The sequence below is a fragment of the Pseudomonas sp. DCB_AW genome (genome assembly GCF_026240895.1).
Classification (GTDB): Bacteria; Pseudomonadota; Gammaproteobacteria; order Pseudomonadales; family Pseudomonadaceae; genus Aquipseudomonas; species Aquipseudomonas kermanshahensis.
In genome coordinates this window covers 7,103-32,766 of record NZ_JAPFCE010000054.1, presented here as the reverse complement: position 1 = coordinate 32,766, position 25,664 = coordinate 7,103, and the positions used below count along the sequence as shown (strand labels likewise).

Genomic DNA, 25,664 nt, shown 5'->3' with positions numbered 1-25,664 from the left:
ATGGACAACATCGTCGTCGCCGATAAGCAATCCGCAGTCGCCACCCAGAGTGCCTGGGGCAATGTCAGTCTCAACGGGCCAGGCGTCGTGCAGATGCCGGTTTCCCCCGATAAAGTGGCAACCGTCACCCAGCGCGGACAAGACCTGATCGTCACCCTGAAGTCGGGCGAGAAGGTCACTATCGGCAACTTCTTCGCCGTGGATCAGGCCGGCGTCGGCAGCGACATCGTCTTCGTCGGTGAGGACGGCACCCTGTGGCATGCGAACTACGATGCGGTGGCTTTTACGGGCTTTACTTTCGACGAAGTAGCCTCGCTGGATGAACTGGTCGCGGGTATCGGTGTGGCGGGCAGCGCGATGCCGACCTGGGCCATTGCCGGGCTCAGCCTGCTGGGTATTGGCGGCGCGGCGGCGGCGGCCGACAACAGCAGCGGTGGCAGCAGTGGTGGCTCGGACCCAGGCGACACCACGGCGCCGGCCACGCCGATCGACCTGCTGGTGTCCCCTGATGGCCTGCGCCTGACGGGCCGCGGCGAAGCCGGCAGCACGGTGAATATTCGCGACGGCGCGGGCAACCTGATCGGCAGCGGCACGGTCGGTGCCGATGGCAGCTTCAACGTTGCGTTGAATCCCCCGCAGATCAACAGCGAAAACCTTGAAGTCACCCTGACCGATGGTGCGGGCAACGTCTCGGCCCCCGGCAGCGTCACCGCCCCGGATGCAACGGCACCGCTGGCACCGACCGATCTTGCCATCAACGAACAGGGCACCACCCTCACCGGCCGCGCCGAACCCGGCTCGACGGTGGCGGTGCGAGGTGCGGGTGGCGTATTGCTGGGCAGCGCGGTGGCGGGTGCTGACGGGCAGTTCAGCATCAATTTGCAGCCACCGCAGACCGATGGCCAGGCATTGGAAGTGACCGCACAGGACGCAGCCGGCAATACATCGCCGGCTGCTGGCATTACGGCCCCGGATGTTGAAACGCCTCCGGATACCACGGCGCCGGATGCACCTGTGGATCTGGTAGTCGGCCTTGCTGGCCACCAGCTGACTGGCCGTGGCGAAGCGGGTACCACCGTGCAGGTGCGTGATGCCGCCGGCAATGTGCTGGCGACTGGCACTGTGGGTGCAGATGGCACGTTCCTGCTGTCGCTGGATCCGGCTGTAGTCGACGGCAGCACCCTGCAAGTGACGCTGACCGATGCTGCTGGCAACGTTTCGCAACCAGGCTCGGTCACCTCGCAAGACCTGCTGCCACCTGCGCAACCGACTGACCTCGCCTTGGCTGAAGGCGTGACCCTTACCGGTCGCGGTGAACCAGGTGCCACCGTGCAAGTGCGCGATGCTGCGGGCAACGTGATTGGAACAGGGCTGGTGGGCGCAGATGGCAGCTTCAGCCTGACCCTTTCACCCGCTCAAGCGAACGGCGAAGCGCTGGACATCCGTCTGGTGGATGCCGCTGGCAACAGCTCTGCACCATTGCAATTCGACGCGCCGGACATTACTCCGCCTGATGCCGTCAGCAACATCGTGGTCGGCGCTGGAGGTCTGGTATTGAGCGGTCGCGGCGAAGCCGGGGCCACCGTGGAAGTGCGTGATGCCAATGGCAATGTGATTGGCACAGGCACTGTATTGGCCAACGGCACCTTCCTGATCGACCTCGATCCAGCTGCGCAACCGGGCGAACACCTGAGCCTGGTGCAGACCGACCCGAGCGGCAACGCTTCGGTTGCCCTTGAGTACGACGTACCAACGACCACCGCCCCTGCCAGCCCAAGCGACCTGGCCATCGATGCCGATGGCACCACCCTGACCGGTTCCGCGCCAGCGGGCAGCCGCGTAGAGGTCCATGATGCCAACGGCACACTGGTCGGCAGCGCCATTGCCGGTGCCGACGGCACCTTCACCATTGAACTCAATCCACCACAAGCCAACGGCGAGCTGCTCGATGTCGTCGCCATCGATGACACGGGTCTGTCATCCCTGCCTGCACAAATCACTGCACCGGACATCACCGCGCCAGCCGCACCAAGTGAACTGGCGGTCAGCGCCAACGGCACCGTTGTCACCGGCCGTGCCGAACCGGGTAGCACCGTCCGTATTCTCGCCGCCGATGGCACCGAACTAGGCAGCGCCTTGGTCGGCCCAACTGGCGTATTCAGTATCAACCTCGACCCGCCTCAGATCGATGGCGAAGTACTGCAGGCCACCGCAACTGACGCTGCTGGCAACACCTCGGTTGCCAGCTCCGTCACCGCACCGGATATCGACGGCGGCGATACCACACCGCCTGACGCGCCTGTTGATTTGGTGATCGGTCTCGCTGGCCACCAACTGACTGGCCGAGGCGAAGCGGGGACTACGGTTCAGGTGCGTGATGCCGACGGCAATGTGCTGGCGACTGGCACTGTGGGTGCAGATGGCACCTTCCTGCTGACCCTGGATCCTGCCGTGATCGATGGCAGCACCCTGCAAGTCACCCTGACCGATGCCGCGGGCAATGTTTCGCAGCCAGGTTCGGTCACCTCCCAAGACCTGCTGCCACCTGCGCAGCCAACTGACCTGGCCCTGGCTGATGGGGTGACCCTCACCGGTCGCGGCGAGCCTGGCGCCACCGTTCAAGTTCGCGATGCTGCCGGCAACGTGATTGGCACCGGGCTGGTGGGCGCAGATGGCAGCTTCAGCCTGACCCTTTCACCCGCTCAAGCGAACGGCGAAGCACTGGACATCCGTCTGGTGGATGCCGCTGGCAACAGCTCGACCCCACTGCAATTCGACGCACCGGACATTACTCCGCCTGATGCCGTCAGCAACATCGTTGTCGGCGCTGGTGGGCTGGTCCTCAGCGGTCGCGGCGAAGCCGGGGCCACTGTGGAAGTGCGTGATGCCAACGGCAATGTGATTGGTACAGGCACTGTCTTGGCCAACGGCACCTTCCTGATTGACCTTGACCCGGCTGCCCAACCAGGCGAGCAACTGAGCCTGGTGCAGACCGACGCAAGCGGCAACGCTTCCGTTGCCCTTGAATACGACGTACCAACGACCACCGCCCCCGCCAGCCCAAGCGACCTGGCCATCGATGCCGATGGCACCACCCTGACCGGTTCCGCACCGGCCGGTAGCCGCGTAGAAGTACACGATGCCAACGGCACGCTGGTCGGCAGCGCCATTGCCGGTGCCGATGGCACCTTCACCATTGAACTCAATCCACCACAAGCCAACGGCGAGTTGTTGGATGTCGTCGCCATCGATGACACCGGCCTGTCTTCTCTGCCCGCACAGATCACCGCGCCGGACATCACCGCGCCTGCCGCGCCGAGTGAGCTGGCCGTCAGCGCCAACGGCACTGTAGTAACTGGCCGTGCCGAACCGGGTAGCACCGTCCGTATTCTCGCCGCCGATGGCACCGAACTAGGCAGCGCCTTGGTCGGCCCAACTGGCGTATTCAGTATCAACCTAGATCCGCCCCAGATTGATGGCGAAGTACTGCAAGCCACCGCAACTGACGCTGCCGGTAATACTTCGGTTGCCAGCTCCGTCACCGCACCGGATATCGACGGCGGCGATACCACACCGCCTGACGCGCCTGTTGATTTGGTGATTGGCCTCGCTGGCCACCAACTGACTGGCCGAGGCGAAGCGGGGACTACGGTTCAGGTGCGTGATGCCGACGGCAATGTGCTGGCGACTGGCACTGTGGGTGCAGATGGCACCTTCCTGCTGACCCTGGATCCTGCCGTGATCGATGGCAGCACCCTGCAAGTCACCCTGACCGATGCCGCGGGCAATGTTTCGCAGCCAGGTTCGGTCACCTCCCAAGACCTGCTGCCACCTGCGCAGCCAACTGACCTGGCCCTGGCTGATGGGGTGACCCTCACCGGTCGCGGCGAGCCTGGCGCCACCGTTCAAGTTCGCGATGCTGCCGGCAACGTGATTGGCACCGGGCTGGTGGGCGCAGATGGCAGCTTCAGCCTGACGCTCTCCCCGGCTCAAGCGAACGGCGAAGCGCTGGACATTCGTCTGGTGGACGCCGCTGGTAACAGCTCGACCCCACTGCAGTTCGATGCACCGGATATCACTCCGCCTGATGCCGTCAGCAACATTGTGGTCGGCGCTGGTGGCCTGGCCCTCAGTGGTCGCGGCGAAGCCGGGGCCACTGTGGAAGTCCGCGATGCCAACGGCAATGTGATTGGCACAGGCACTGTATTGGCCAATGGCACGTTCTTGATCGACCTTGATCCAGCTGCCCAACCAGGCGAACACCTGAGCCTGGTGCAGACTGACCCAAGCGGCAACACTTCCGTTGCCCTTGAATACGACGTACCAACGACCACCGCCCCCGCCAGCCCAAGCGACCTGGCCATCGATGCCGATGGCACCACCCTGACCGGTACCGCGCCAGCGGGCAGCCGCGTAGAGGTCCATGATGCCAACGGCACGCTGGTCGGCAGCGCCATTGCCGGTGCCGACGGCACCTTCACCATTGAGCTCAATCCACCACAAGCCAACGGCGAGCTGCTCGATGTCGTCGCCATCGATGACACGGGTCTGTCATCCCTGCCTGCACAAATCACTGCACCGGACATCACCGCGCCAGCCGCACCGAGTGAACTGGCCGTCAGCGCCAACGGCACCGTCGTTACCGGCCGAGCCGAACCGGGTAGCACCGTTCGTATTCTCGCCGCGGATGGCACCGAACTAGGCAGCGCCTTGGTCGGCCCAACTGGCGTATTCAGTATCAACCTAGATCCGCCCCAGATTGATGGCGAAGTACTGCAAGCCACCGCAACTGACGCTGCCGGTAATACTTCGGTTGCCAGCTCCGTCACCGCACCGGATATCGACGGCGGCGATACCACACCGCCTGACGCGCCTGTTGATTTGGTCATCGGTCTCGCTGGCCACCAACTGACTGGCCGAGGCGAAGCGGGGACTACGGTTCAGGTGCGTGATGCCGACGGCAATGTGCTGGCGACTGGCACTGTGGGTGCAGATGGCACCTTCCTGCTGACCCTGGATCCTGCCGTGATCGATGGCAGCACCCTGCAAGTGACCCTGACCGATGCCGCGGGTAACGTTTCGCAGCCTGGCTCGGTCACCTCGCAAGACCTGCTGCCACCAGCACAACCGACTGATTTGGCCCTGGTTGAAGGCGTGACCCTTACTGGTCGCGGTGAACCAGGCGCCACGGTTCAAGTGCGCGACGCCGCAGGCACTGTGATAGGTACCGGACTGGTCAACGCAGATGGCACTTTCAGCCTGACGCTCAGCCCTGCCCAAGCGAATGGCGAAGCACTGGACATCCGTCTGGTGGATGCCGCAGGCAACAGCTCGACCCCACTGCAATTCGATGCACCGGACATCACTCCGCCTGATGCTGTCAGCAACATCGTGGTCGGCGCTGGTGGCTTGGTCCTAAGCGGTCGCGGCGAAGCCGGTGCCACTGTGGAAGTGCGCGATGCCAGCGGCAATGTGATCGGTACCGGTACCGTCCTGGCCAACGGCACCTTCCTGATCGACCTCAACCTGGCAGCGCAACCCGGCGAGCACCTCAGCCTGGTGCAGACCGACGCAAGCGGCAACGCTTCCGTTGCCCTCGAATACGACGTACCTCAGACCACCGCCCCTGCCAGCCCAAGTGACCTCGCGATCGATGCCGATGGCACCACCCTCACCGGTACTGCACCAGCGGGCAGCCGCGTAGAAGTGCACGATGCCAACGGCACGCTGGTCGGCAGCGCCATTGCCGGTGCCGATGGCACCTTCACCCTTGAACTCACGCCACCACAAGCCAACGGTGAATTGCTCGATGTCGTCGCCATCGATGACACGGGCTTGTCGTCTCTGCCTGCACAAATCACCGCACCGGACATCACTGCACCAGCCGCACCGAGTGAACTGGCCGTCAGCGCCAACGGCACCGTCGTTACCGGCCGCGCCGAACCGGGTAGCACCGTTCGTATTCTCGCCGCCGATGGCTCCGAGCTGGGCAGCGCCTTAGTCGGGCCAACCGGCGTGTTCAGCATCAACCTTGACCCGCCCCAGATTGATGGCGAAGTTCTGCAGGCCACCGCAACCGATGCCGCTGGCAACACTTCGCTTGCCAGCTCCGTCACCGCGCCGGATATCGACGGCGTGGACACCACGCCACCCAACGCTCCGACCAACCTGGTGATCGGCCTCGCTGGCCACCAACTGACTGGCCGTGGCGAAGCGGGCACTACCGTTGAGGTGCGTGATGCCGCCGGCAATGTGCTGGCGACTGGCACTGTCGGTGCAGATGGCACCTTCCTGCTGACCCTGGATCCTGCCGTGATCGATGGCAGCACCCTGCAAGTGACCCTGACCGATGCGGCGGGCAACGTTTCGCAGCCAGGTTCGGTCACCTCGCAAGACCTGCTGCCACCAGCACAACCGACTGACCTTGCCTTGGCTGAAGGCGTGACCCTTACCGGTCGCGGCGAACCAGGTGCCACTGTGCAAGTTCGCGATGCTGCGGGCAACGTGATTGGCACCGGGCTTGTGGGCGCAGATGGCAGCTTCAGCCTGACGCTCTCCCCGGCTCAAGCGAACGGAGAAGCGCTGGATATTCGTCTGGTGGACGCCGCTGGTAACAGCTCGACCCCACTGCAATTCGACGCGCCGGACATTACTCCGCCTGATGCCGTCAGCAATATCGTGGTCGGCGCTGGTGGCCTGGCCCTCAGCGGGCGCGGCGAAGCCGGGGCCACCGTGGAAGTCCGCGATGCCAACGGCAATGTGATTGGTACCGGCACAGTCTTGGCCAACGGCACCTTCCTGATTGACCTTGACCCGGCTGCCCAACCAGGCGAGCACCTCAGCCTGGTGCAGACCGACCCAAGCGGCAACACTTCCGTTGCCCTTGAATACGACGTACCTCAAACCACCGCCCCCGCCAGCCCAAGCGACCTGGCCATCGATGCCGCTGGCACCACCCTGACCGGTACCGCGCCAGCGGGCAGCCGCGTGGAAGTGCACGATGCCAATGGCACCCTGATCGGCAGCGCCATTGCCGGTGCCGACGGCACCTTCACCCTTGAACTCACGCCACCACAAGCCAACGGCGAACTGCTCGATGTCGTCGCCATCGATGACACCGGCCTGTCTTCTCTGCCCGCACAAATCGCCGCACCGGACATCACTGCACCAGCCGCACCGAGTGAACTGGCCGTCAGCGCCAACGGCACTGTAGTAACTGGCCGTGCCGAACCGGGTAGCACCGTCCGTATTCTCGCCGCCGATGGCACTGAACTGGGCAGCGCCCTGGTCGGACCAACTGGCGTGTTCAACATCAGCCTCGACCCGCCTCAAGTTGATGGGGAGGTTCTACAAGCCACGGCTACCGATGCCGCTGGCAATACCTCCACCGCCAGCTCCGTCACCGCACCGGATATCGACGGCGGCGATACCACACCGCCTGACGCGCCTGTTGATTTGGTGATCGGCCTCGCTGGCCACCAAGTGACTGGCCGTGGCGAAGCAGGCACCTCCGTGCAGGTGCGCGACGCCGCCGGCAATGTCCTGGCCACTGGCACCGTGGGTGCAGATGGCACCTTCCTGCTGACGCTGGACCCTGCCGTCATCGACGGCAGCACCCTGCAAGTGACCCTGACCGATGCGGCGGGCAACGTTTCTCAACCTGGCTCGGTCACCTCGCAAGACCTGCTGCCACCTGCGCAACCCACCGACCTTGCCCTGGCCAATGGCATCACCTTCACCGGCCGCGGCGAACCTGGCGCCACCGTACAAGTACGCGACGCTGCCGGTACTGTGATCGGTACCGGGCTGGTCAACGCGGATGGCACGTTCAGCCTGACGCTGAGCCCTGCTCAGGCCAATGGCGAAGCCCTGGATGTCCGCCTGGTCGATGCCGCTGGTAATAGCTCCGCTGCCCTGCAGTTCAATGCCCCAGACATCACCCCACCGGATGCGGTCAGTAACATCCAGGTCGGCCCTGGCGGCTTGGTCTTGGGCGGTCGCGGGGAAGCGGGTGCCACCGTTGAGGTGCGCGACGCGGATGGCAACCTGCTTGGCCGCGGCGTCGTCACTGCCAATGGTACCTTCCTGATCAACCTCGACCCGGCTGCGCAACCTGGCGAACACCTGAGCCTGGTGCAGGTCGACCCAAGCGGCAACGCGTCCGTTGCCCTCGAATACGATGTGCCGCTGACCACCGCCCCGGCCAGCCCGAGCGAACTGGCCATCAACGCCGATGGCACCAGCCTGACCGGTAACGCGCCAGCGGGAACCCGTGTGGAGGTGCACGATGCCAATGGCACGTTGATCGGCAGTGTCGTGGCAGGTGCCGATGGCACCTTTACTATCGTGCTCGACCCGGCCCAAGCCAACGGCGAACTGCTCGATGTAGTGGCCATTGACGACACCGGCTTGTCGTCCGTGCCTGCGCAGATCACCGCGCCGGACATCACCGCGCCCGCCGCACCCAGTGAACTGGCCGTCAGCGCCAACGGCACTGTCGTCACCGGCCGTGCCGAACCGGGTAGCACCGTGCGTATTCTCGCCGCCGATGGCACTGAACTGGGCAGCGCCCTGGTCGGCCCAACCGGCGTGTTCAACATCACCCTCGACCCGCCTCAGGTCGATGGCGAAGTGTTGCAGGCAACCGCGACCGATGACGCTGGTAACACGTCGCTTGCCAGCTCCGTCACCGCGCCGGATATCGACGGCGTCGACACCACCCCACCCAACGCACCCACCAACCTGGTGATCGGCCTCGCCGGCAGCCAGCTCAGCGGCCGCGGCGAAGCCGGGGCCACCGTGCAGGTACGTGACGCCGCTGGCAATGTGCTGGCGACTGGCACCGTAGGCGCGGACGGCAATTTTGTAATCGCCCTTGATCCAGCCGTTAACGATGGCAGCACGCTGCAAGTGGTGCTGACCGACGCGGCAGGCAACGCGTCTGAACCAGGCTCGGTCACCTCGCCAGACCTGCAAGCCCCAGACCAACCCACAGGCCTGGCCTTGGCCGAAGGCGTGACCCTTACCGGTCGCGGTGAACCGGGTGCCACTGTTCAAGTCCGCGACGCTGCGGGCACTGTGATTGGTACCGGACTCGTAGGCGCAGATGGCAGCTTCAGCCTGACGCTGAGCCCTGCTCAAGCGAATGGCGAAGCGCTAGACGTTCGCCTGGTGGACGCCGCCGGCAACAGCTCTGCCCCACTGCAATTCGATGCACCGGACATCACACCGCCTGATGCCGTCAGCAATATTGCCGTCGGCTCCGACGGCCTGGTCCTCAGCGGCCGCGGCGAAGCCGGCGCCACTGTGCAAGTGCGTGACGCCGAGGGCACTGTGATCGGCACAGGCACTGTCTTGGCCAACGGCACCTTCCTCATCGACCTCGACCCGGCAGCGCAACCCGGCGAGCACCTGAGCCTGGTGCAGACCGACCCGAGCGGTAACGCATCCGTCGCCTTTGAATACGACGTACCCCTGATCACCGCCCCGGCCAGCCCAAGCGAGCTGGCGATCAATGCCGATGGCACCAGCCTGACCGGCAACGCGCCAGCAGGAACCCGTGTGGAGGTGCACGATGCCAATGGCACGCTGATCGGCAGTGTCGTGGCAGGTGCCGATGGCACCTTCACTATCGTGCTCGACCCGGCCCAAGCCAACGGCGAACTGCTTGATGTGGTCGCCATCGATGACAACGGTCTGTCGTCCGTGCCTACGCAAATCTTTGCGCCAGACATCACCGCGCCGACTGCACCGAGTGAACTGGCTATCAACGCCGACGGCAGCGTCGTCACCGGCCGTGCCGAACCGGGTAGCACCGTGCGGGTGCTGGCAGCTGACGGCACCGAACTGGGCAGCGCCTTGGTCGGCCCGACCGGCACCTTCAACATCACCCTCGATCCGCCTCAAGTCGATGGCGAGGTGCTGCAGGTCACCGCGACCGACGCTGCAGGCAACGCCTCAACCGCCGGTACGGTCACCGCGCCGGACATCGACGGCGGCGACACCACGCCACCAGATGCACCCACCAACCTGGTCATCGCCCTCGCCGGCAGCCAGCTGAATGGCCGCGGCGAAGCCGGGGCCACCGTGCAGGTCCGTGATGCCGAGGGCAACCTCGTGGCAAGCGGCTCGGTCAACCCGGATGGCACCTTCCAGATCACCCTGGACCCGGCCGTGAAAGACGGCAGCACCCTGCAAGTGGTGCTGACCGACGCAGCAGGCAACGCCTCTGAACCTGGTTCGGTGACTTCGCCAGACCTGCAAGCGCCAGACCAACCTACCGGCCTGGAACTGGCCAACGGCGTCACCCTCACGGGTAGCGGCGAACCTGGCGCCACCGTACAGGTGCGCGACGCTGCGGGCGACATCATCGGTACCGGCCTGGTCAACGAGAACGGCAGCTTCAGCCTCACCCTTACGCCTGCCCAGGCCAATGGCGAAGTGCTGGATATCCGCCTGGTGGACGCCGCCGGCAACAGCTCTGCCCCACTCCAATTCGATGCACCGGACATCACGCCACCTGCTGCCGTCAGCAATATTGCCGTCGGCTCCGACGGCCTGGTCCTCAGCGGCCGCGGCGAAGCCGGCGCCACTGTGCAAGTGCGTGATGCCGAGGGCACTGTGATCGGCACCGGAACTGTCTTGGCCAACGGCACCTTCCTCATCGACCTCGACCCGGCAGCGCAACCCGGCGAGCACCTGAGCCTGGTGCAGACCGACCCGAGCGGCAACGCGTCCGTCACCTTTGAATACGACGTACCCCTGATCACCGCCCCGGCCAGCCCAAGCGAGCTGGCGATCAATGCCGATGGCACCAGCCTGACCGGCAACGCGCCAGCAGGAACCCGTGTCGAAGTGCACGATGCCAATGGCACGCTGATCGGCAGTGTCGTGGCAGGTGCCGATGGCACCTTCACTATCGTGCTCGACCCGGCCCAAGCCAACGGCGAACTGCTCGATGTTGTGGCCATTGATGACAACGGTCTGTCGTCCGTGCCTACGCAAATCTTTGCGCCAGACATCACCGCGCCGACTGCACCGAGTGAACTGGCTATCAACGCCGACGGCAGCGTCGTCACCGGCCGTGCCGAACCGGGTAGCACCGTGCGGGTGCTGGCAGCTGACGGCACCGAACTGGGCAGCGCCCTGGTCGGCCCGACTGGCACCTTCAACATCACCCTTGATCCGCCTCAAGTCGATGGCGAGGTGCTGCAAGTTACTGCGACCGATGCTGCAGGCAACGCCTCAACCGCCGGTACGGTCACCGCGCCGGACATCGACGGCGGCGACACCACGCCACCAGATGCACCCACCAACCTGGTCATCGCCCTCGCCGGCAGCCAGCTGAATGGCCGCGGCGAAGCCGGGGCCACCGTGCAGGTCCGTGATGCCGAGGGCAACCTCGTGGCAAGCGGCTCGGTCAACCCGGATGGCACCTTCCAGATCACCCTGGACCCGGCCGTGAAAGACGGCAGCACCCTGCAAGTGGTACTGACCGACGCGGCAGGCAACGCCTCTGAACCTGGCTCAGTCACCTCGCCAGACCTGCAAGCGCCAGAGCAACCTACCGGCCTGGAACTGGTCGACGGCGTCACCCTCACGGGTAGCGGCGAACCGGGCGCCACCGTGCAGGTGCGCGACGCTGCGGGCGACATCATTGGTACCGGCCTGGTCAACGAGAACGGCAGCTTCAGCCTCACCCTGTTCCCAGCTCAGGCCAATGGTGAAGTGCTGGACATCCGCCTGGTGGACGCCGCCGGCAACAGCTCTACCCCGCTGCCATTCGATGCACCGGACATCACGCCGCCTGCTGCGGTGAGCAATATTGTCGTCGGCGCCGACGGCCTGGCCTTGAGCGGCCGTGGTGAAGCGGGTGCCAGCGTGGAGGTGCGCGACGCCGAGGGTAATGTGATCGGCACCGGCACTGTCTTGGCCAACGGCACCTTCCTGATCGACCTCGACCCGGCGGCACTGCCAGGCGAGCGCCTGAGCCTGGTGCAGACCGACCCAAGCGGCAATGCATCCGTAGCCTTCGAGTATGACGTACCCTCCACCACCACGCCGGCCAGCCCGAGCGACCTGGTGGTCGCCGAAGACGGCACCAGCATCAGCGGTTCCGCCCCGGTCGGCAGCCGTGTGGAAGTGCGCGATGCCGATGGCACGCTGGTCGGCAACGTGGTGGTGGGTGCCGAAGGTACCTTCACCGTCATCCTCAACCCGGCACAAGCCAACGGCGAACTGCTCGACCTGGTGGCAATCGATGGCACCGGCGCGTCGTCCCTGCCGGTACAAATCAACGCACCCGACATCACCGCGCCGACTGCGCCGAGTGAACTGGCAGTCAGCGCCGACGGCAGCGTCGTCACCGGCCGTGCCGAACCGGGCAGCACCGTGCGGGTGCTGGCAGCTGATGGCACCGAACTGGGCAGCGCCTTGGTCGGCCCGACTGGCACCTTCAACATCACCCTCGATCCGCCTCAAGTCGATGGCGAGGTGCTGCAAGTTACTGCGACCGATGCTGCAGGCAACGCCTCAACCGCCGGTACGGTCACCGCGCCGGACATCGACGGCGGCGACACCACGCCACCAGACGCACCCACCAACCTGGTCATCGCTCTCGCCGGCAGCCAGCTCAATGGCCGCGGCGAAGCTGGGGCCACGGTGCAAGTCCGTGATGCCGAGGGCAACCTCGTGGCAAGCGGCTCGGTCAACCCGGATGGCACCTTCCAGATCACCCTGGACCCGGCCGTGAAAGACGGCAGCACCCTGCAAGTGGTGCTGACCGACGCGGCAGGCAACGCCTCTGAGCCTGGCTCGGTAACCTCGCCAGACCTGCAAGCGCCAGAGCAACCTACCGGCCTGGAACTGGTCGACGGCGTCACCCTCACGGGTAGCGGCGAACCGGGCGCCACCGTACAGGTGCGCGACGCTGCGGGCGACATCATCGGCACCGGCCTGGTCAACGAGAACGGCAGCTTCAGCCTCACCCTGTTCCCAGCTCAGGCCAATGGTGAAGTGCTGGACATCCGCCTGGTGGACGCCGCCGGCAACAGCTCTACCCCGCTGCCATTCGATGCACCGGACATCACGCCGCCTGCTGCGGTGAGCAATATTGTCGTCGGCGCCGACGGCCTGGCCTTGAGCGGCCGTGGTGAAGCGGGTGCCAGCGTGGAGGTGCGCGACGCCGAGGGTAATGTGATCGGCACCGGTACTGTCTTGGCCAACGGCACCTTCCTGATCGACCTCGACCCGGCGGCACTGCCAGGCGAGCACCTGAGCCTGGTGCAGACCGACCCAAGCGGCAATGCGTCCGTAGCCTTCGAGTACGACGTACCCTCGACCACCACGCCGGCCAGCCCGAGCGACCTGGTGGTCGCCGAAGACGGCACCAGCATCACCGGTTCCGCCCCGGTCGGCAGCCGTGTGGAAGTGCGCGATGCCGATGGCACGCTGGTCGGCAGCGTGGTGGTGGGTGCCGAAGGTACCTTCACCGTCATCCTCAACCCGGCACAAGCCAATGGCGAACTGCTCGACCTGGTGGCAATCGATGGCACCGGCGCGTCGTCCCTGCCGGTACAAATCAACGCACCCGACATCACCGCGCCGACTGCGCCGAGTGAACTGGCGATCAACGCCGACGGCAGCGTCGTCACCGGACGTGCCGAACCGGGCAGCACCGTGCGGGTGCTGGCAGCTGACGGCACCGAACTGGGCAGCGCCCTGGTCGGCCCGACCGGCACCTTCAACATCACCCTCGATCCGCCTCAAGTCGATGGCGAGGTGCTGCAGGTCACCGCCACAGATGCCGCGGGCAACGCCTCTACGGCCGGCACGGTCACCGCGCCGGATATCGACGGCGGCGACACCACGCCTCCAGACGCACCCACCAACCTGGTCATCGCCCTCGCCGGCAGCCAGCTCAATGGCCGTGGCGAAGCCGGGGCCACTGTTCAAGTCCGTGATGCCGAGGGCAACCTCGTGGCCAGCGGCTCGGTCAACCCGGATGGCACCTTCCAGATCACCCTGGACCCGGCCGTGAAAGACGGCAGCACCCTGCAAGTGGTACTGACCGACGCGGCAGGCAACGCCTCTGAACCTGGTTCGGTGACCTCGCCAGACCTGCAAGCGCCAGAGCAACCTACCGGCCTGGAACTGGTCGACGGCGTCACCCTCACGGGTAGCGGCGAACCGGGCGCCACCGTGCAGGTGCGCGACGCTGCGGGCGACATCATCGGCACCGGCCTGGTCAACGAGAACGGCAGCTTCAGCCTCACCCTTACGCCTGCCCAGGCCAATGGTGAAGTGCTGGATATCCGCCTGGTGGACGCCGCCGGCAACACCTCGACCCCGCTGCCATTCGATGCACCGGACATCACCGCGCCGGCTGCCGTCAGCGACATCGTGGTCGGCACGGGTGGCCTGGCCCTGAGCGGCCGTGGCGAAGCGGGGGCCAGCGTCGAAGTGCGTGACGCCCTCGGCTCGGTCATTGGCACCGGCACCGTCTTGGCCAACGGCACCTTCCTGATCGACCTCGACCCGGCGGCACTGCCAGGCGAGCGCCTGAGCCTGGTGCAGACCGACGCGAGCGGCAACGCCTCCGAAGCCCTGCAATTCGATGTCCCTGTGACCACCGCGCCGGCCAGCCCGACCGAGCTGGTGGTCGCCGAAGACGGCACCAGCATCAGCGGGTCCGCCCCAGTCGGCAGCCGCGTGGAGGTCCACGATGCTGACGGCAACGTGGTCGGCAGCGTGGTGGTTGGCGCCGAAGGCACCTTCACCGTCGTGCTCACGCCAGCACAAGCCAACGGCGAACTGCTGGATGTAGTGGCAATCGACAGCACCGGCGCATCGTCCCTGCCGGTACAAGTCAACGCACCGGACATCACTGCGCCTATCACACCTACTGAACTGGCCGTCAGCACCGATGGCAGCGTGGTCACCGGGCGTGCCGAAGTGGGCAGCACAGTGCGCGTCCTGGCGGCCGATGGCACCGAGCTGGGCAGCGTTCTGGTCGGCCCGAGCGGTGCCTTCAGCATCACCCTTACCCCGGCACAGGTCGATGGCGAACAGCTGCAAGTCACGGCCACCGATACCGCAGGCAATACCTCGACGGCCGGCAGCGTTACCGCACCGGATATCGACAATGGCGACACCACGCCACCGGCGCCGGCCACCAACCTGGTGGTCAGCAATGATGGGCTGACTCTCTCTGGCCGCGGCGAACCTGGCGCGACCGTCGAGGTTCGCAACGATCAGGGCCAGGTGGTGGTCACGGGAACGGTACAACCCGGTGGCGACTTCACCGTGCAGCTGCCCCCCTCGGTTGCAGACGGCTCGTCGCTGCAGGTGACCTTGACCGATGCCGCTGGCAATACCTCGCAACCGAGCTCGGTGCTCACGCCAGACCTCGCCGCGCCGCTGCAACCTACCGACCTTGTCCTCAGCGAGGGCATCAGCCTGACCGGTAGCGCCGAACCTGGCGCCCGAGTGAACGTCCACGACGCGTCAGGCAACTTGATCGGCAGCGCCATCGCCGAACCCGACGGCACCTTCACCCTCACCCTGGACCCGATCCAGGCCAATGGCGAAACCTTGGCCATCACCGTGGTCGATGCCGCGGGTAACACCTCGGTGCCACTGAGTTACGTGGCAGCGGACATCACCGCACCGGCGATCATCACTGACGTCGTCGCGGGTGCCGGCAGCCTGGCGGTCTCCGGCCGCGGCGAAGCCGGCGCCAAAGTGGAGGTGAAAGATACCGATGGCACGGTCATCGGCACCGGCACCGTCGCCCCGAACGGCACCTTCGTGGTTGACCTCGAAACGCCGCTGGCGGCAGGCCAGGCCATCGTCCTGGTGCAAACCGATGCTGCGGGTAATGAGTCGGTGGGCATCGCCGTCATCGTTGCCGATGCACCGCTGCCCGAAAGCCCGAGCGGGCTGGTGCTGGCAGCCGACGGCTCGTCCATCAGCGGCAGTGCCCCTGCGGGCACGCAGGTCGAGGTGCGCGACGCACAGGGTAATGTGCTGGGCAGTGCCCAGGCCGGCCCTGGCGGCGGCTTCACCATCGGCCTCACGCCAGCGCAGGCCAACGGCGAAACACTGGATGTAGTCGCCATCGATGCCGATGGCAACAACTCGCTGCCGACCCAGATCATTGCCCCTGATATCACCCCGCCGAACCAGGCCAGCGACCTGCAACTGAGCGCCGATGGCAGCACCCTCACCGGTCGCGGTGAGCCTGGCACCACCGTGCAGGTCACCAACGCCCAGGGCGATGTGCTGGGCAACGCCCAGGTGGGTGCCAATGGCGTCATCAGCGTGGTCCTGACTCCGCCGCAAACCGACGGCCAGGAATTGGACGTGACCCTGCGCGACGCCGCGGGCAACACCTCTACCGCAACCGTCAACGCGCCCGACCTGGACGGCCCGCTGCAGCCTTCGGGCCTGGCCATCGACACCAACGGCCTCCACCTCACTGGGCAGGGCCAGAGCGGCTCGACCATCACCGTGCGTGCAGAAGATGGCACCATTCTGGGCACCACCACGGTGGGTGGCGACGGCCGCTTCGACGTCACCCTCAACCAGCCTCAGCGCAATGGCGAAAGCCTGACCGTGGACGCCACCGACAACCTCGGCAACAGCGCAGGCCCGGTCAACTTCACGGCGCCTGATACCACGCCACCGCAAGCGGTTGGCGAGGTAGCCATCGATGGCGCGGGCCTGACCGTCACCGGCACCGGTGAACCCGATGCAACTGTGACCGTACGCGCGCCGGATGGCAGCGTGCTGGGCACCGTTGTGGTCGGCGCTAACGGCGCATTCGAAATCACCCTGGACCCGCCGCAGACCAACGGCCAGGCACTGACCGTGGAACAACGCGACCCAACCGGCAACCTGTCCACCGCCGTCACCCTGCCGGCACCCGACAGCGAGGCACCGGATACCCCGACAGGCACCACGTTGTCCGCTGATGGCCGAACCCTCACCGGCACCGGTGAACCCGGTGCGACGGTAACCGTGACCGGCACGGCTGGCGCAGTCGTGGGCACCGCCGTGGTCGAGGCCGATGGCAGCTTCCGCGTGACCATCGACCCCCCACAGCTCAATGGCCAGACCCTGTCCGTCACCCAGGCCGACAGCGCCGGCAATGACTCCCCCGCCGCCCTCGTGACCGCACCTGATCTCGAGGCACCGGAGGCTGCGCAAGGCCTGGGCCTGGACCCGACAGGCACGGAACTCAGCGGCCAGGGCGAGCCCGGCAGCACCGTGGAAGTACGCAACGCTGCCGGGGACTTGCTGGGCACCATCCCGGTGAATGGCGACGGCACCTTCACCGTCACCCTCACACCCGCCCAGACCAACGGCGAAGTGCTGTCGGTGGTATTGATCGATAACGACGGCAATGCCTCGCCATCGGCCACCTTCACGGCCGACGACAGTACGGCACCCACCGCGCCGGCCGGGCTTACCATTACCCCGGGCGGCAACGCCATCCAGGGTACCGGTGAGGCAGGTTCGACCGTCGAAGTGCGCGCCCCTGACGGCAGCCTCTTGGGCTCTGTGGTTGTGCCAGCAGGCGGTAACTTCACGGTGCCGTTGTCCCCTGCGCAACTCGATGGCCAGGCGCTGGAGGTCACCTTGACCGACGCCGCGGGCAACGAGTCCCTGCCCACCCAGATCATTGCACCGGACATCACCCCGCCGGCACTGCCCACCGAGGTGGAGGTCAGCCCGGATGGCACCACCGTGACCGGCAACGCGCCGGGCGCAACGACGGTGACGGTGCGGGATGCAGCCGGCAACGAGACCACCGAGCCGGTGAACCCTGACGGCAGCTTCAGCGTGACGCTGCCGACTCCGCAGACCAACGGTGAACCCGTGACCGTGGTAGTCAGCGACGGGGCCAATAGCTCTGCGCCCATCACAGTCACGGCACCCGATACCACCGACCCGCTCCCGGCCACGGGGGTCACCGTCAGCCCGGATGGCAGCGTGGTCGGTGGCGGCGCCGAACCTGGCAGTACAGTCGTCATCCGCAACCCGGATGGCAGTGAACGCGGCAGCGAAACCGTCGGGCCGGACGGTACCTTCGTGGTACCCGTCACGCCGCCACTGGCGGAGGGCGAAACCGTCGACGTGGTGGTGATCGACCCTGCCGGCAACGAGTCCACCCCCGTTTCGCTGGACGGCCCGGATGGCACCGAAGCCGTTACCCCAAGCGGCCTTGCCATCAGCGCCGACGGCTTCCTGCTCACCGGCCAAGGCACCGTCGGGTCACTGATCACCGTAACCTCAGGCGGCATTACCCTGGGCACGGCAACGGTGGGTAGCGATGGCACCTTCCGGGTGTTCTTCCAGAATGCCCAGCTCAATGGCGAGACCTTGGTGGTCACCGCGCGCACCACGGTCGATGGCGACCCATCGGTACCCGCCACCCTCGTGGCCAACGACACCACCGCGCCAGCCGCCCCGATTGTGGATGGCATCGACCGCACCGGCAGCACGCTGACCGGCCATGGCGAAGTGGGTGCGACCGTACGTGTGGTCAATGCCCAAGGCGACGTGCTTGGCACTGCCACCGTCGGCAGCAATGGCTTGTTCAGCATCAGCTTCGCGCCACCGCTGACCAATGCCCAGAACCTGATCGTCACCCAGGCCGATGCGGCCGGTAACGTGTCGCTCGCAGCCACCTTGCAGGCCCCTGACCTGCAGGCGCCGCTGGCGGCCAGCAACCTCAGCCTCAACAGCGCGGCCACCGTACTCAGCGGCGAAGGTGAGGCCGGTGCCACCGTCACCGTGCGCGATGCCAGCGGCGCCATTCTGGCCACCGGCACCGTCAACCAACTCGGCCAGTTCCAGATCACCCTGCCGAGCGCGCAAACCAGCGGCAGCCCGCTGCAGGTCACGCTCAGCGACGCCGCCGGCAACATTTCTGGCCCGGCCAGCCTGGCGACGCCAGACCGCACGCCGCCTGCAGCCATCAGCAACCCCGTACTGAGCCAGGACGGCAAGCAGCTGTCGGGCAGCGGTGAGGCAGGCGCCACCGTCCAGGTGCGCAATGCCGCCGGGACCGTGCTCGGCACGGCGGTGGTCGGGGCCGATGGCCGCTTCACGGTGGTCTTCGACACCCCGCAAGCCACCGGCCAGGCCATCGGCGTCACGCAGGTGGATGCGGCTGGCAATACCTCGCCAGCGGTCAATGTCACCACCCCTGACCTGACCCCGCCAGCGCCGCTGACCAATGTGGTGCTGAACAACAACGGCCTGACCCTGACCGGCCTCGGCGAAGCCGGCGCCACCGTCACCGTGCGCGGCCCGGATGGCACCATCATCGGTACCGGCCTGGTAAGCGCCAACGGCAGCTTCACCCTGACCCTGGACAACGCTCAACTCAACGCCCAGCACTTGAGCGTGACCCAGACCGACGCAGGCAATAACACCTCCACCGCCGTGGCGGTCACCGCGCCGGACTTCACCCCACCGCCTGCCCCAACCGCGCTGGCCTTGGCCGCCACTGGCCTGCAGTTGACCGGCAGTGCGGAAGCCGGCAGTACCGTGACCGTGCGCGATGCCTCTGGCAACGTGCTGGGCACTGCGGTAGCTGGCAGCAACGGCACTTTCCAGGTCACCCTGAACAGTGCCCAGACCAATGGCCAGACCTTGCAGGTAACCGCCACCGATGCCGCAGGCAACGTGTCGCCGGCCGCGCCGTACACCGCAGCCGATACCACGCCACCCGCCGCAGTCGCCAACCTGGCGGTCTCCGCCAATGGCGCGACCCTCACCGGTACCGGCGAAGCCAACGCCACGGTCACCGTTCGCGCACCGGACGGTACCGCACTGGGCACGGCCACGGTGGGCGCCGATGGCAGCTTCACGGTCAACCTGTCACCTGCCGCCATCACCGGCGAAAGCCTCAGCGTGGTGCAGGCCGATGCCGCGCAGAACGTTTCACCTGCACAAACCGTCACCGCACCGGGCATCCTGGCGCCAGAGACGCCCGACAACCTGGTACTGGCCGCTGATGGCCTGGTAGTAACCGGCACGGCAACGCCAGGCAGCACGGTCACTGTCTACGGCCCCAACGGCGTATTGCTGGGCACAGCCCCGGTCGCCAACGACGGCACCTTCACGGTCAACCTCGGCAGCGTCCAGGCCAACGGCGAAGTGCTGCATGTGAGTGCGGTAGGCACCGATGGCAGCACGTCGCTGCCAGCCACCCTGCAGGCACCGGACACCACGGCACCGCTGCCACTGGCCAACGTCGTGCTGTCCAGCGATGGGCTGGTCCTCAGTGGCCGCGGCGAGCCGGGTGCCACCGTCACCGTGATCGGTGAAGGTGGCGTCGACCTCGGCACCGGGGTGGTCGATGCCAATGGCAACTTCAGCATCAACCTGGGCAGCGCGCAGATCAATGGCGAACAGCTCAGCGCCAGCCAGTCCGATGCCGCCGGCAACGAATCCAACAGCATCAGCGTTATCGCGCCGGACCGCGTGGCGCCCGATGCCGCCGAGAACCTGGCCTTTGCCGGTGGCGGCAGCCTGCTCAACGGTACCGGCGAAGCGGGCAGCACTGTGCGCGTGCTGGCCGCCGATGGCAGCGTGCTGGGCACTGCGGTGGTGCGTGGCGACGGCAGCTTCCAGGTCGACCTCAACGCGCCTCAGGCCAACGGCCAGCAAGTGCAAGTCGTGCTGACCGATGCCGCTGGCAACCAGTCGGCTGCCAGCCCAATCACCGCGCCGGATACCACCCCACCCACCGCGCCAACCGAGCTGGCCATTTCCAGCGATGGCATCACCCTCACCGGCCGCGGCGAGGTCGGCGCGCTGTTGATCGTCACCGGGCCAGATGGCAGCGAGGTTGGCAGGGCCACTGTCGATGCCAGCGGCCATTTCACCGTCATCCTCAGCCCAGCACTGGGTAACAGCGAGCTGCTCAGCTTCACCCAGACCGACACTGCCGGCAACGTGTCGCCAGCGGCTACCCTGCTGACGCCAGACTTCACCCCACCCGCCGCGCTCACCGATGTCGACATCACGCTCGACGGCAGCGTGGTGATCGGCCTGGGCGAAGCCGGTGCAACCGTCACCGTCAGCAACGCCGCAGGCGCGGTGCTGGGCTCTGGCATCGTACTGGCCGACGGCAGCTTCCGTGTCGAACTGACACCGCCACAAATCAACTACGAAATCCTGTCGGTACAGCAAGCCGACCCACCCGGCAACATCAGTGCGCCGGTCAACGTCCGGGCGCCGGACCTCACGCCACCGGAGGCCGCGACCGAACTGCGGCTCAACGCAGCGGGCGATCTGCTCAGCGGCGTCGGCGAAGCGGGTGCGACCGTTAGGGTCTATGTCGGCATCACGCAAATCGGCACGGTCCAGGTGGACGCGGACGGTACGTTCCAGGTCAACCTGAGCTCGGCGCAGCTGAACGGGCAGGTGCTGCAAGTGACCCTGACCGATGGCCGCAACAACGTCTCGCCGATCAGCACGACCACGGCAGTAGACATCACACCGCCCGCCTCGGTGATCGCCACGATCAACGACAGCGGCACCCAGCTGATCGGCACCGGCGAACCCGGCTCACGGGTCACCGTGGTCAACAACCAGGGCGACCTGCTCGGCCAGGTCTCGGTCGACCCGGACGGCACCTTCGTGCTCGACCTGAACGCGGCGCAAATCAACGGCGAAGTGCTGACCCTCATCGCCCAGGACGCCACCGGCAACCCGTCTGCGCCACTGCAAGTGACCGCGCCAGACCTGACGCCACCGGTACAGCCGAGCGACCTGTTGCTCAACCCGGCCGGCACCTCGATGACCGGTACCGCCGAAGCAGGCACCACCGTCACCGTTCGCGGGCCGAACAACAATGTGGTCGGCGAGGTGGAAGTCCCTGCAAACGGCCAGTTCACCGTCACCATCAACCCAGCCCAAAACAACGGCCAACTGCTGACCGTGGTGTCCACCGACGATGCCGGCAACAGCTCGCTGCCTGCCAGCTACCAGACCAACGACACCTCGCCACCTGCCGTGGTCACGGACATGGCCATCAACAACACCTTCGACGTGCTGACCGGTAAAGGCGAGCCGAATGCGATCGTCACCGTCAGCCGCGGCGGCACTGTGCTGGGCACTGGCCAAGTGGATGCGGCCGGCAACTTCCAGATCACGCTGGTACCGCCTGCGGGTATTCTGGCTACGCTGGGGGTGACGCAATCTGACGGCTTCAACACCTCGGCGGTCGCGACCTATGTCACGCCATTGGTAGCACCACCCGTGCCGCCAACCAATGTGACCCTGGGCAGCGATGGCCTGACCTTGCAGGGCAATGCGCCGAGTGGTGTCGGTATCCGCGTCTACGATGCCGCCGGCAACCTGATCGGCACCGGCGGGGCCACCCTCAATGGCACCTTCACCCTGCAACTGAACGCGGCGCAGCTCAACGGCCAGCACCTGACCGTGACGGCTGTGGCGTTGGTGGGCGGCGAATCGCAACCGACCTTCGTGCAGGCCGCCGACATCACGCCACCGGCCAACCCGGTGGTGACCGGCCTGTCTGCCAACGGCCTGGTACTGAGTGGTACCGGTGAAGCCGGGGCCACGGTAACCGTGCGCGACGCCAGCAACAACGTGCTCGGCACTGGGCAAGTGAATGCCGGTGGCGCGTTCAGCATCAACCTCAATACCCCGCAGCTCAACGGCCAGGTATTGGGCGTGAGCCAGGCTGACGCGGCAGGCAACGTGTCTGGCAGCACCAGCGTCACCGCCATCGACGTGCAGCCACCGGCCGCGCCGACCAACCTGGTCATCAATGGCGCTGGCACCGAGCTCACAGGGCGTGGCGAGGCGGGTGCAACCGTGACCGTGCAAGGCCCGAACGGCCCGCTGGGCTCGGCCGTGGTTCAAGCCGATGGCACGTTCACCATCACCCTGACCACACAGCAAAACGATGGGCAACTGCTGGTGGTACGCCAGTCCGACCCTACCGGCAACCTGTCCAGCAGCGTCAACGTGACAGCGCCGGACACCACACCGCCAGCCGCGCCGCTGGCCACCATCAACGCCAACGGTACGGCCGTCAGCGGCTCTGGCCAGGTCGGCAGCACCGTGACGGTGCGCAACGGCGCAGGCACTGTCATCGGCACGGCCACGGTGGGCAGCAACGGCCTGTTCGTGGTCAGCCTGACTGCGGCGCAGATCGACAACCAGGCCTTGAGCGTCACCCTCACCGACGGTGCAGGCAATGTCTCGACCGGCACTGCGCTCACTGCACCGGACCTGACCCCGCCTGCAGCCGCCGGCAACCTGGCGATCAGCGCCGACGGCAGCACCCTCACCGGTAGCGGCGAAGTGGGCGCCACCGTCACCGTGCGCAGTGCCAACGGCACCGTGCTGCAAACGGCGGTGGTGCAACCGGACGGCAACTTCACCGTGACCCTGAGCCCGCCTCAAGACAACGGCCAGTTGCTGTCGGTGACCCTCAGCGACGGGCGCGGCAACGTGTCCGGTAACGTCAACATCACCGCACCAGACGTCGATGCCAACGCCCCAGTAATCGCCAGCGACAACCTGGTGACCGCCGAGGTCAACCTGGCACCGGTGGTCAGCTCGCGCAGCTATCAGGACAGCTTCACCACCTTGCTGGCAGGCTTCACCAAGACCTACACCTGGACGGTCGGTGCCGGCACTACCGTGGACCCGACGCTGACCCTGACCACCAGCAGCGCGCTGTCGCTGCTCGACAACGCCACCTTCACCCTGCAAGTGAAGAACGCTGCCGGCAACTGGGTGACCTTGGCCACGGGCACCAGCCAGGGCCTGCTCGACCTGATCCTGCTGCCGCTGGGCCAGGGCCTTCGTGTCGACATCGGCGAGCTACAGGCCGGTGACTATCGCCTGACGGTCGGCAGTGGCGGCATCGGCCTGGTCACCAACGTGACCACCACGCTGGACATCGAGACCACCAGCCTCACGCAGTTCACCGGCACCGGCACGGCAAAAACCGGCAACGTCATTACCGACGTTGGCACCGACGGCAGCGTCGATGCCCTTGGCCCGGACAGCGCCGCCGTGCTGCAGGTGATGAAGAACGGCAGTTATGTATCGGCGGGCAGCGCCACCACGGTGCAGGGCCTGTACGGCACCCTGGTGATCCGCGGTGACGGCAGCTACACGTACACGCCTAACGGCAGCCCATCGAGCGTCGGCAAGGTCGATGTGTTCAGTTACCAGTTGCTGCACGCCAACGGCGCCTCCGATGCGGCCAACCTGTATGTGCGCATCGACAGCCCACAAGCCACGGAGATCTGGAGCGACACCAACTTCAGTGCACCGGCCACAGTGCTCGACGCGGTCAACGACGCCGGCACCAGCCACCTCACCCTGGCCAACCGGGTGGACACCAGTACAGCCTCGCTGGGCACACTGGGCCTGCCTTTGATCGGCACACGCCAGGCCACCTACACCACCAGCGTTGCCGCCGACACCACGGCCAACCTGCAAGTGGTGGTCAACTCCACCAACTTGCTGAGCTTGCTCAATGGCACCACCATCGACCTGCTCAAACTCAACCCAGCGACCGGCCAGTACGTGCTGGTGCAGTCGGTCGGCGGCGGCTCGCTGATCAGCCTGCTCGGTGGTGGTGCGGGCTACACGTTCCAGAACCAGGGGGCAGGCACCTACCACGTGCGCGTCACCGCGGGCGGCATCGGCCTGGCCAGTTCGATCACCACCAGCGTCAACGCCACCACCACGCACCTGACCGAGTTCGTGGTCAGCGGCGCCACGGCGGTCACCGGCAACCTGTTGGCCGACGACAACCTTGGCTCGCCATTGACCGTGCTGAGTGTGATGACGGCGGCCAACACCTACACCATCCCGGGCTACAACGGGGTCAGTGTGGCGGGCAGCTACGGCACCCTGCTGGTGCAAGCAGACGGCAGCTACACCTACACCCTCAACGCCGGGCTGACCAATGCGGTGATTGGCCAGCATGAAACCTTCACCTACGAGCTGACCCACCCCAACGGCACCACCGACACCGCCAACCTGACCATCAGCCTGGACAACGCCGCCAACTTCACGGCCACCAGCTCGCTGCTGGCAGACAGCGGTGACGAAGGCGTGGCACTGGCCAGTCTCGCGGCCGTGGCCTCCAGCGAAGTGATTGCCGGCACCGATGGCAATGACCACCTCGATGGCAGCCAAGGCGGCCACATCACCCTGCTGGGTGGTGCGGGCGATGACACCCTGGTGGTGGTCGACCAGAACTTCGCCAGCGTCGAGGGTGGCAGCGGCAACGACACCCTGCTGTGGGGCGGCGGCGATGCCAGCATCGACCTGGGCAACCTGGTCGGACGGGTCCACGACATCGAAGTGATCGACCTCAACGACACCAGCTCGGTGGCGTTGACCCTGAACCTGGCGGACGTGGTCGCGATCACCGAAACCGGCAACGACACACTGGTCATCAAGGGGGATGAAAAGGACTCGGTTCACATGACGGACAACTGGGCGCTGGTCGGGAACCAAACTGCCGACGGCATCGACTATAACCAATACACGGCCCAGGAGGATCCGAGCCATCACCTGTGGGTGCAGAACGGTATCCATGTCGTCTGAGGCCGCTGCAATCCCGCCGGGCAATCGCCCGGCGGCAAGGA

1 protein-coding gene is annotated in these 25,664 nt (G+C 66.3%); it reads left to right on the top strand.

All coding sequences use genetic code 11. The features are described from left to right. Positions 1-25,623, top strand: coding sequence for a BapA/Bap/LapF family large adhesin (locus tag OO306_RS21845; protein WP_265969898.1), 25,623 nt, complete (start codon positions 1-3; stop codon positions 25,621-25,623). The last annotated feature ends 41 nt before the right edge of the window (positions 25,624-25,664 follow it).

Coding starts and splice junctions, on each gene's coding strand:
- OO306_RS21845 (WP_265969898.1), top strand. CDS start 1: ATGGACAACATCGTCGTCGCCGATAAGCAATCCGCAGTCGCCACCCAG.